Here is an 11,093-nt window from a genome sequence, read left to right as displayed (position 1 = left end):
AGGACTTATTCGCGCTAACAACTCTTTTTGTTAGGGGGGTGCCAGAGTCGCCTAGTGCGCTTTCAGCGCAGGGGTTAGGAGTTGGGAGTCGGGGGTTGGGCGCTGCAACGCGCGAGCGCCCTGCCTCGTGCCCAACAAGGTCGCTTGAAACGGCACTAGTGATCAAGCAGCCTGCTTCTATTGTGAGTAGGCTTGGGCGGGGTGATCATCAGCCCGGTGAGCAGGCCGCGGATCAGCCAGATGATGCGGCCGAGCACGCGCGGCGGGCGCAGGTGAAGCAACGCGTTCAGGGCCGGCTGGACGATCATAACTAGGATGATGGAGGCCAGGCGGCGCAGGGCGAACAGGTGGCCGCGCCGCAGCAGCCGGCCGTAGATGCCGCCCAGGCCATACATATTATTGCGAAGAAGCCTTCGGCCCTGCTCGTAGGTGCGGAAGCCATGATGAATAATGCTGACCGTATGGGTATGGTAAACCTGATAGCCGGCCACGAGCGCGCGCAGGGTAAAGTCCGTATCATTCCCGCTGCGAAAGTGTGAGCCCGAGCCAAAGAGCGGGTCGAAACCGCCGATTGCCTCGGCGGCGCTCCGCCGGATCGCCATGCCTGCCCCGATGCCTATATTCAGCCCGTCACTCGTCTGCCAGTGAGCGACATCCTCAACCAGGAACGAGCGCGAACTAATACAATCGGGCACAAAACCCGCCTGGGTGTCGTGCGGCGCAGGCACCACATTACAGAAGATGACACCAACCCGCGGGTAGCGCAAGAAGATCTGCGTGAGCTCGCCGATCCATGTCGGGGGCACCTCACAGTCGTCATCAGTGATGATCACGAAATCGGTGTTGCTGAGCGCGAGGCCGACATTCAGCGACACGCTGAGCCCCTGAGAGTTGCTGTGAACATAGCGCAGACGCGGCTCGCCGGCGAACGCATCGATCACGCGGGCCGTTCGTGTATCGTCACTCTGGTCGACGATCAACAGGATAAAGTCAGGGTAGGTGCAGGCAAGAATGCTGCGAATCGTCTTAACAATAGAATCACCGCGATCACGAGTACAGATGAGAATGGTCACCGGTGGCATCTGGTCTGCGGCGATCACAGCTGAGGCCTTCATTGAAGTGGTATACATAGATGTCTCTGATGCTCTACACGATGTCCTATCGTAACACATGGTGATCGTAGCGATCTATTCCTACGCAGGCAAAAAACGACCCACACCACATAAAAGTTACCGCTCATAGTTGCTCTCATCCGACCAAAGCCATTGTACCAACGACGTCATACGAGAAAGCCAGGGAAAGGCAATGCCCTTCCCTGGCTCTCATACGATCCTCAGCCTCGGATGTTACTACACGAGGGCCGGGCTCTCCTCAGGCTCGGCCGAGCCCGCCTCCTCAGCGTCGATCTGGCGCTGAGAGCGCAGGCGCAGCAGGTCGTCCATCGTGTCGATCACCACCATATCGCCGTTCTGGAAGCGCCCGGCGAGCAGGCCCTCGGCCATCGGGTCCTCGATCAGGTTGGTGATGATGCGGCGGAGCGGGCGCGCGCCGAAGGCCGGGTCGTAGCCGCGGCGGGCCAGCAGGTCGAGCGCATCGGTGCGGACATCGATCGCGATCTGGTGCTCGGCCAGCTGCTTCTGCACCCGCTTGAGCATGATCGTGGTGATCTGGTGGATCTCCTCGGTGGTGAGCGGGTGGAAGATGATCGTCGCGTCGATGCGGTTAAGGAACTCGGGCCGGAAGAGCTGCTTGAGGGCGTCGTCCACCTTGCGCCGGGTGTCGTCGCTATCGATCTCGTTGGCGTTGCCGCCGAAGCCGATGCGCGAGGCGCGACGGATATGCTCGGTGCCGACATTACTCGTCATGATGATGATCGTGTTGCGGAAGTCGACCTTGCGGCCCTTGCCGTCGGTGAGGTTGCCGTCCTCAAGCACCTGGAGCAGCAGGTTGAAGGCGTCGGGGTGGGCCTTCTCGATCTCATCGAAGAGCACCACGCTGTAGGGCTTGCGGCGCACCGCATCGGTGAGCTGGCCGCCCTCGCCGTAGCCGACATAGCCGGGGGGCGACCCGACCAGGCGCGAGGTGGTGTGGCGCTCCTGGAACTCGGACATATCGATCTTGATCAGGCTCTCCTCGGAGCCGAACATGAACTCGGCCAGGGTCTTGGCCAGCTCCGTCTTGCCGACGCCGGTGGGGCCGAGGAAGATGAAGCTGCCGATCGGGCGCTTGGGGTCCTTGAGGCCAGCGCGGGCGCGGCGGACCGCCTTGGAGATCGTGACGATCGCCTCCTGCTGTCCGACGACGCGGCCGTGGAGGAAGCCCTCCATCTGCATGAGGCGGGTGGTCTCATCGCCCTTGAGGCGGGTGACGGGGATGCCCGTCCACATGCCGACGACCTCGGCGATATCCTCCTCGGTGACATAGGGCCGGTCGATCGTGCGCTCGCCGCCCTCGGCGCCCATATCGCTCTCAATCTGCGCAATGCGGGCCTGCATGCGATCCTCGCGCTCGCGCATGTCGGATGCGAGGTCGAACTGCTGATCCTCGATGGCGGCCTCGCGCTCCTTGCGCAGGGCCTCCAGGCCGCGCAGGGCGTCGCGGAGCTGGGGCGGGGTGGCCGAGCGATACATACGCACGCGCGAGGCGGCCTCATCGATCAGGTCAATCGCCTTATCGGGGAGCTGGCGGTCGGGCACATAGCGGGCGGAGAGGGCGGCGGCGGCCTTGATCGCCTCATCGGAGATCTGGAGCTGGTGGAAGTCCTCGTAGCGTGACTTGATGCCGCGCAGGATGAGGACGGTATCCTCCAGGCTCGGCTCATCGACCATCACCGGCTGGAAGCGCCGCTCGAGGGCGGCGTCGCGCTCGATATACTTGCGGTACTCATCGAGAGTGGTGGCGCCGATCGTCTGGAGCTCGCCGCGCGAGAGGGCGGGCTTGAGGATATTGGCCGCGTCGAGGGTGCCCTCGGCGCCGCCGGCGCCGATGATCGTGTGGAACTCATCGATGAAGAGGATGCAGCGGGTCTCCTTGATCTCATCGATCACCCGCTTGAGACGCTCCTCAAACTGGCCGCGGTACTTGGTGCCGGCCACTAGGGCGCCCATATCGAGGGTGACGACGCGCTTACCCTTGATGCTATCGGGGACATCGCCCTGGATGATCCGCTGGGCGAGGCCCTCGACGATCGCCGTCTTACCAACGCCGGGCTCGCCGATCAGGGCCGGGTTATTCTTGGTGCGGCGCGAGAGAATCTGGATGACGCGCTCGATCTCGTGGTTGCGGCCGATGATCGGGTCGAGGCGACCGGCCTCGGCCATATCGGTGAGGTCGGTGCCGAGGGCGTCGAGGTACGGAGTCTTCGACTGGCGCTGGGCGGCGGGCTGCCCGGGGGTGGCGCGCTGCTCGGCGGCTCCAGAGGTGCCGTGGCGGAGCACGCGCATCACCTGGTTACGCACCTGCTCCAGGGAGACGCCCATAATGTCGAGGACGCCGGTGGCCACGCCCTCGCCGTTGCGCACGAGGCCGAGGAGCAGGTGCTCGGTGCCGATATAGTGATGGTTGAGGCGGTTCGCCTCTTCGATCGCGTATTTGATCACCTTCTGGGCGCGGGCGGTGAGCTCCTGGTCAGTCATGGTGGCGCCCTCGCCGACGCCGACGATAAACTCAACCGCGCTGCGCGCCTGGGCCAGCTTCACCCCGAGGTCATCGAGCACGCGGGCAGCGATCCCCTCGCTCTCGCGGATCAGCCCGAGCAGGATATGCTCGGTGCCGATGTAGGGGTGGTTAAAGCTGCGCGCCTCCTCGGTTGCGAGCTGAAGCACCTGCTTCGCCCGCTTGGTGAATTTGCTGTAGAGGTCAGACATAGTGTTCTCCGCTAGCTATCCCAAATGGCCAGCATATGCCGCTGGGATCGAGTACAAGCGAACCGATACCGCAGGACATGCGGGGGCCGATTCGTCAGGGGGGGGCGTCGAGTACAACCTTGGGCCACACGCCACGATCAGGTGGCGGATCGGGACGTTGCGAGGTGACAGGGCGTGCGGCCAGAAAGATACGCGTATCGGAGGCGGCTACTGGTCGGTAGCGGGCTCGCCGTCTTCATCGGCCGGCTCGCCGCCCTCGCGGTTCATGCGGAGGCTGAGACCCATGCGCTTCCGGGCGGGGTCGATCCGAATAATGCGGGCCTGAACCGTATCGCCCTCGGCGAGGACCTCTTTGGGGTGCTGGATGCGCTCGTCGCCCATCTCAGAGATGTGGATGAGGCCTTCGATCCCGTCCTCGATCCGGGCGAAGGCGCCGAAAGATGCCAGCTGCGTGATCGTCCCCTCGACCACCTGGCCGAGCTGATAGCGATCGCCGGCGCGCGTCCACGGCTCGCTCTGCGTGCGCTTGATCGACAGCGCGATCCGCTTGCGGTCGTGGTCGATGCTGAGGATCGAGACCTGGACCTTATCGCCGGGCTTGAGCACCTCGGAGGGGTGCTTGACCCGGCTCCACGAGATCTCGGAGAGGTGGACAAGCCCATCGGCGCCGCCGATATCGACGAAGGCGCCGAAGTCACACACCGAGCTAATGGTGCCGGTGCGCACATCGCCCTCTTTAAGCTGAGAGAGCAGCTCGTCCTTCTTTGACTCACGGGCCTCCTGGACGGCCTGGCGCTCGGAGAGGATCAGGCGGTTACGGTTACGGTTGATCTCGATCACCTTCAGCTGGAGATCGGTGTTGACCATCCGCGCCATGTCGCTCTGCTTCTGGGTCTCAGGGCCGCGGCTGATCCCGTTCACCTGCGAGGCAGGCACAAAGCCCCGCACGCCCTCAAGGTTGACGAGGAGGCCACCCTTGTTATAGTTCACCACACGGGCGGTGATGACATCGCTCTTCTCGAAGGCCGTCTGAAGGACACGCCAGCTCTTCTCTTGCCGGGCCTTGTCGACAGAGAGGACTGCCCGGCCCTCTTTATCCTCCGACTGGACGATGAACACTAGCAACTCGCCGCCAATACGTAGCGCGGCGCGATCCTCAGGCGGCAACGACTGCATCTCCCGCGAGGGGACAACACCTTCCGCCTTTGAGCCGATATCAACAAGGATCTCGTCCTTATCAATACGCATGATCGTGCCGTCCACCGTGTCGCCGTACTTCAGGTTACGGTAGTCGTGGGCCGGATCGTTCAGGAACTGCTCCATCAGAGCCAGCTCCTCCTCCTCGTCGATCATGCCATTGTCCCGCGGCTCTGGCAGGTGTTGTGTGTCTGAGCTCGTAGCAATGCCCTTGCGTTCTTCCATGCGCGTCCTTCATAGGGAAGGCCAGAACCCATGTGTAGCGACCAGGAGACATACAGACAGTGGGTATCATTATACGCTGACAAGAATCAAAACGCAAGAGATCTAACAGAGGGCATATCGCATACTAATGCACTAAAACCAACTTCCTTAGGAGCTTTCGCCTCCTGACTATAGTGATATCTGATGCATTCCGGGAATATATTTCATCACATACCAAGCTTCATTTATGGCCTAATAATGGCAAAAAACGACCACGTGGAATGAGACGACGGGGGGGCCAGGGTCTTAATCTTCGCGAAGAATATAGCCAGCGCCGCGCACGGTCTGGATCAGGCGCGGGTCGCCGCTCGCCTCGATCTTCTGCCGCAGGTAGCGCACATAGACCTCGATAATGTTGCTCTCGCCGCCAAAGTCGTAGCCCCAGACGCGGTCGTAGATCACCTCGCGGGTGAGCACCTGGTTGGGGTGGCGCATGAAGAGGTCGAGCAGATCGTACTCTTTGGCGGTCAGCTCGACGCGCCGGTCGCTAACGCGCAGCTCACGGGCGGCGGTGTCGAGGGTGAGGTTGGCAAAGCGCAGCACGTCCGTCTGCTGGGCAGACTGGCGGCGGCGCAGCTGGACGCGGATGCGTGCGAGGAGCTCGGCGAAGGCGAAGGGCTTGACGAGGTAGTCGTCGGCGCCGGCCTCAAGGCCGGTCACCCGATCAGGGATGCCATCGCGAGCGGTGAGGATAATGATCGGCACATCGGAGGCGGCGCGTAGGCGGCGGGCGACCTCGATCCCGTCGATGCCAGGGAGCATCAGGTCGAGGACAACAAGGTCGTGGGGGTTCTCGCGGGAGGCGGCGAGGCCCTGGGCACCATCATTGGCCACCGTGACCTGAAAGCCCTCAAGGATCAGGCCGCGGCGCAGGTAGTTGGCGATCTCCTGCTCGTCTTCGATAATGAGGATGCGCTGTTGCATAGAGGTATTCTAGCACATGGTACCGGGCTTACGCCCCAGCACAATGTGCGAGTGATCTGACCCTGTTCAGATGGGTTGGTGGCACCCGTCGGGGCGCAGCAGCGCGGCGCTGCTGCGCCCTTACACCTCAGCTCCAGCGTCTCACGCCACGAGGATCTCCTCAGTCGGCGGCGATCGCCTGGGGCGCGGGGATGGCGAGCATGGTGGGCGCGCTGCCGAGGCGGCGGCCCAGAGCGTGGATGGCGTCGGCGACGATGGCCACGCAGCGGTCGGCCTCATCCTGGGTGAGGATGAGCGGCGGGGCGAGCTGGATCACTGGCTCTAGACGATCGTCGGCGCGACAGATCAGGCCACGTCGCTTGAGCTGGTCGCTCAGCCAGCCCATCAGCTTCTCCTCGGTGAGCGACTCGCGGGTCTCCCGGTCGCGCACGAGCTCAACGGCCATAAACATGCCCATGCCGCGGACCTCGCCGACGTTGGGGTGGTCGCCAATGGCCGCCCGCAGCTCGCGCTGCATGTAGTCGCCCATGGTGCGAGATCGCTCGGTGAGGCCCTCGCGCTCGATGATGGTGATGTTGGCGAGGGCGGCAGCGCAGGAGGCCGGGTGGCCGCCGAAGGTGATGCCGTGCATAAACTTGTCGGCGTCGGCGTCGCTGACGAAGGCGTCGGCGATCTCGGGGCGCACCAGGGCGGCGCCGAGGGGGGCGTAGCCGCTGGTGAGGCCCTTGGCGCAGGTGACGATGTCGGGCCGCAGGCCGAGCTCGGTTGAGCCGAACCAGCCGCCCACCCGGCCGAAGCCGCAGATCACCTCGTCGGCGATCAGCAGGATGCCGTGGCGGTCGCAGATCTCGCGCACGCGGCGCAGGTACTCGGGCGGCGAGACGATCGCGCCCCCGGAGTTCTGCACCGGCTCCAGAATGATGGCGGCGACGGTCTCAGGACCCTCGAACTCGATCAGCCGCTCCAGCTCATCGGCGCAGGTGCCGGCGCAGGCCGCGTGGAGCGCGCAGTAGTCGCAGCGGTAGCGGTAGGGCACCGGGGAGTGGCGGGCGCCGGGCACGAGCGGGCCGAATCCGTTGCGGATGGAGGTGATGCCGTTGACCGAGAGCGCGCCCATGCTGGTGCCGTGATAGGCGCTGCGGCGGGCGATCACCTTGTGGCGATCATGGTGGCCCTGGCGGCGCTGGTAGGCTTTGGCGAGCTTGAGGGCGGTCTCGACGGCGTCAGAGCCGCCGGTGGTGAGGAAGACGCGCGACTGCGGGCCGGTGGGGGCGATCGCGGCGAGCTTCGCCGAGAGGTCGATCATGGGCAGGCTGGGGAAGCTGAAGGGGCTGACGTAGGCGATCTGGCCGAGCTGGGCGGCCACGGCGTCGGCGATCTCCTGACGCCCGTAGCCGACATTGACCGTGAAGAGACCGGAGAGGCCGTCGATGTACTCGTTATCCTCCTGATCCCATACGCGCGACCCGGCTCCACGGACGAGCACGGTGGGTCGCGCGTCGGTACTGGACAGATGGCCCATCTGGAAGAAGTGCAGCCAGACGTTGTCGGCAATGGTCTGCTGCTGGGCGCTGCTGAGCGGGAACATAGAAGCTCCTGTGTGAGGTCCGACACCGTGGGCGCGGCGCGCGATACGCGCGGCTGCAACGCTGCAGCGAGAGGTGCGCTCACATCGTGGGCGACATACCCGTGACGATGGTGTGCGGACGGATTGGCAGGGCGTCGCGCGCTGGGTCAGGAGCAGTGGCGGGCGAGGCAGGCAGCCTCGCGCCGGGCAGGTATACAGTGACGTGCCCATCAGCCCCCTGGCAGGCGCGGCGATCGGCCCACACGGCCCTGAAGCGTGTGCGCCGCGCGGGTATCAAACGTCCAATGGGGTCTCCTTTCTCGCTATCTTGTGTTGGTTCCTGGCGGCTTCGCCTCCAGGAACCAACACGAAGGATCGGGTCTGGGGCGTAGCCCCAGGGGAAAGCGCAGATACGAAAGCGCCGGGGGTGCGACGACCATGTCACCCACCACCCGGCGCCTAGCTGTGTCTGCGGGGCTAATTATCGACGAGGCGCATCACCCGGAAGGACTCGGCGTAGGCGTAGCCGTGATCTTTGGCGGTCTCGGCGTCCCAGCCGCGCACCATGTCGCCGACCTCGGGGCCGACCTGGGAGCGGTGGCAGAGGAGCGACTCGATCTTGCGGTCGATCACGGCGGATGTATCGATAAAGAGGTCGGGCTGCGGTGAGAAGGTGAGATAGAGCTCGCGCACCTTATGCGGCTCCAGGCCCTCGGAGAGCAGCTCAGGGAAGATCGGGCGGGTCTCGGCGCTGGGGAAGACCGCGTACATGGCCGCCTCGCCGGCGGCGCGGTGGTCGGGGTGGTTGATATAGCCGCTGCCGGCGAAGATCAGCGTCGGGTCCTGGCAGACCACGCGGTCGGGCCGCAGCTCGCGGATGAGGCGGGTGAGGTCGCGGCGCAGATCGAGGGTGGGCTGGAGAGTGCCGTCGCGGTAGCCGAGGAAGCGCACGTCGTGGACGCCGACGATGGTGGCGGCGGCGATCTGCTCGCTGCGGCGGGTGCGGGCGAGCGCGGCCAGGTCGGCGCCGGGCTCGTTGGTGCCGGCTGAGCCGTCGGTGATCATGGCGTAGATCACCTGGTGGCCCTCGTCCGTCCAGCGGGCGACGGAGCCGCCCATGCCGAACTCGATGTCGTCGGGGTGGGCGACGATCACCAGGATCCGGATCGGAGATGTGGGGGTATCTTGTGTCATACGATACTAGTCTACACCAGGGGGCGGGGGGTTGTCTAGGGGGGGAAGGCGTTTGGAACACGAAGGACGCGGAGGGGGGCGGAGGACACGAACGCGAAGGCGTGGAGGGCGCGAAGGCGCGGAGGGCGCGAAGGCGCGGAGGGCGCGGAAGTGGGCGGAGGACACGAACACGAAGGCGCGGAGGACGCGAACGCGAAGGCGCGATGGCACGGGTGAAGGAGGCAAGCATGTATAATACGTTCAAAGCAGTTAGGAGCACAGGTCAGATACCCAGCGCTAAAGCTGCTGGGCTTGTGCTCGCTCCTCCACCCGAGGGCGGCGCAGCACAATAGGCCGTCTGACGTGCGGCCCTAAAGGCAATATTCACGGCAGCATTCGTGTCGGCGGCAGCGGTATGGCCGCACGAGAGGCAACGAAAGTGGGCTTGATCAACGCGGTTCTTTGTATCGCAGTGGCCGCACACGGCACAGGTGCGGCTGGTGTTGCGCCCGTTGAACCGTACCCCGCTCGCGGATCTTCGTCAGATCCTCAACGGCGAGTGCCTTACGGGCCGTGCGTGCCTTCGCAACCAGCTTCTTGCTGATGCAGTGGTTGACATCCCTCTGGAAGCGCGCCTCACAGCGAGCGTTCTTCCTCAATCGCCAGCGGGCGCGGCGGGTGTTCGCCTGCTGGAGGCGCTGGCGGTGCTGAAAGCGGCGCGCGCGTACCTGCTGCACCTGGGCGCCGCTGTATGTCTCACCCGCGCTATCGGCAGCCAGGTTGACAATGCCAAGATCGATACCCAGGAAGCCGGTCGGCTCGTCAGGCGTGGGGGTGAGCTTGGTCTGCGTGATGTGCAGGTAAAGCTGTCCGTCGCGTTGCACGAGTTCTGCGCCGCCAATGTTCCAGCTCGTATCGTACAGGTGGCGGCGCTGGAACTCCCCCAGGAGAAGTTGACCCATCACACGCCCGGTCAGCGTGTTCAGGCTCACCCTATCGAGGCTCATCAGCCGATAGGTGCGGGCATCGTAGCGAATCGAGCTGTCAGGCTGGAACGTCGGGCACGTCTCACTCCCATTCGCCCGCGCCGCACGAACCGCTTCAGCCGCTTTGTCCCTGGCGCAGCAGGCCAGTTGCGCCCCCAACCCGTACGCACTTCGGGTGGGGCCGTAAACGACATGGTGCAGTTTGTTCTTGTTGGTGATGCGCTCCTGCCACGCGACCGAGGCGCAGTAGGTTGCCGCCGCGTTGAACTGCACCGCCGTCGCTCGAATGGCGGCTGCGGCGTCAGCGTCAAGCGACAGTTTACAGCATACGGTTCGTGTGGAGAGCGTCTGTATCATAGAACAAGTATAGCACAATCCGAACGCCCGTGCAAGCGTGTGCTGAAGCGGGCTAAAGCAGAGCGCTCCTCCCAGCGCTAAAGCTGCTGGGTTTCCGCGCCTAAAGGCAAGCTATCTATGAGCATCGAAGATCTTGTGGCGGGCTGCGTGAGCCAGATCGAGGTCAGCCACGCCGCCCGCGAGCAGGCGATCGGGGTCTCGCGGGGGCTGATCCGCAGCTGCGCCAACAGCATCAGGGCGGCGCACCGGGCCGAGTTCGCCGAGGCCGAGCGGCTGCTGGGCGAGGCGGCGGCGATGGCCGAGCGGCTGCGCGCATCCACGGCGGGCAGCCCGGAGATCCGCCACGCCGGCTACACCCAGGACGCGCTGAAGGAGCTGGCCGAGGCGCACCTGGTGCTGGCCTTCCTCTCCGGCGGCGAGCCGCCCTCGGCCGAGGCGATCGGCGTGGAGCCGGCGGCCTACCTGAACGGGCTGGCCGAGGCGGCCAGCGAGCTGAGAAGGGCCATCCTCGACGGGCTGCGCCGGGGCGAGACGGCCCGCGGCGAGGCGCTGCTGCGGATCATCGACGATGTCTACAGCACCCTGGTGACGGTGGACTTCCCCGACGCGGTGACGGGCGGGCTGCGGCGGACGACCGACGCCCTGCGGGGGGTGCTGGAGCGCACCCGCGGCGATATGACGGCGGCCATCCGCCAGGACCAGCTGGTGGCGGCGATGCGCGAGCTTGAGGGAAGGCTTTCATAATGTTGAATGTTGAAT

General features: G+C 64.8%; 9 protein-coding genes. 1 reads left to right on the top strand and 8 read right to left on the bottom strand.

The genetic code is table 11. The features are described 5' to 3' along the window. Positions 1-155 precede the first annotated feature (155 nt). From K2Z83_RS23355 to K2Z83_RS23320, 8 genes are all read right to left on the bottom strand, one after another. Positions 156-1,100, bottom strand: a complete 945-nt coding sequence (locus K2Z83_RS23355; RefSeq protein WP_370650269.1) for a glycosyltransferase family 2 protein — start codon at positions 1,098-1,100, stop codon at positions 156-158. Positions 1,101-1,349: 249 nt separating this feature from the next. Beyond that, complete coding sequence (locus K2Z83_RS23350; RefSeq protein ID WP_220597584.1) at positions 1,350-3,866, bottom strand: ATP-dependent Clp protease ATP-binding subunit; 2,517 nt, start codon at positions 3,864-3,866, stop codon at positions 1,350-1,352. Between the two features lie 207 nt (positions 3,867-4,073). Beyond that, entirely contained in the window at positions 4,074-5,288 is a 1,215-nt protein-coding gene (gene rpsA, locus K2Z83_RS23345; protein WP_220597583.1) for a 30S ribosomal protein S1, read from the bottom strand. Positions 5,289-5,573: 285 nt separating this feature from the next. Continuing rightward, complete coding sequence (locus K2Z83_RS23340; protein ID WP_220597582.1) at positions 5,574-6,251, bottom strand: response regulator transcription factor; 678 nt, start codon at positions 6,249-6,251, stop codon at positions 5,574-5,576. 160 nt (positions 6,252-6,411) lie between these two features. Continuing rightward, positions 6,412-7,839, bottom strand: a complete 1,428-nt coding sequence (locus tag K2Z83_RS23335) for an aspartate aminotransferase family protein (protein ID WP_220597581.1) — start codon at positions 7,837-7,839, stop codon at positions 6,412-6,414. A 456-nt stretch (positions 7,840-8,295) separates the two neighbouring features. Beyond that, on the bottom strand, positions 8,296-9,012 hold the full coding sequence (locus K2Z83_RS23330; RefSeq protein WP_220597580.1) for a PIG-L deacetylase family protein: 717 nt from the start codon (positions 9,010-9,012) through the stop codon (positions 8,296-8,298). Positions 9,013-9,274: 262 nt separating this feature from the next. After that, entirely contained in the window at positions 9,275-9,475 is a 201-nt protein-coding gene (locus K2Z83_RS30175) for a zinc ribbon domain-containing protein (protein WP_220597579.1), read from the bottom strand. Next, on the bottom strand, positions 9,441-10,334 hold the full coding sequence (locus K2Z83_RS23320) for a transposase (RefSeq protein ID WP_220597578.1): 894 nt from the start codon (positions 10,332-10,334) through the stop codon (positions 9,441-9,443). Before K2Z83_RS23320 ends, K2Z83_RS30175 begins: the two co-directional genes overlap by 35 nt. A gap of 117 nt (positions 10,335-10,451) precedes the next feature. Between K2Z83_RS23320 and K2Z83_RS23315 the strand changes: the two genes are divergently transcribed. After that, complete coding sequence (locus K2Z83_RS23315) at positions 10,452-11,078, top strand: haloacid dehalogenase (protein WP_220597577.1); 627 nt, start codon at positions 10,452-10,454, stop codon at positions 11,076-11,078. Positions 11,079-11,093 lie beyond the last annotated feature (15 nt).

It is taken from the genome of Oscillochloris sp. ZM17-4, from assembly GCF_019599295.1.
In the GTDB taxonomy this organism is placed as follows: domain Bacteria; phylum Chloroflexota; class Chloroflexia; order Chloroflexales; family Chloroflexaceae; genus Oscillochloris.
Note: the sequence above shows the minus strand (reverse complement) of the source record. Positions and strands in the feature narration are given on the sequence as shown.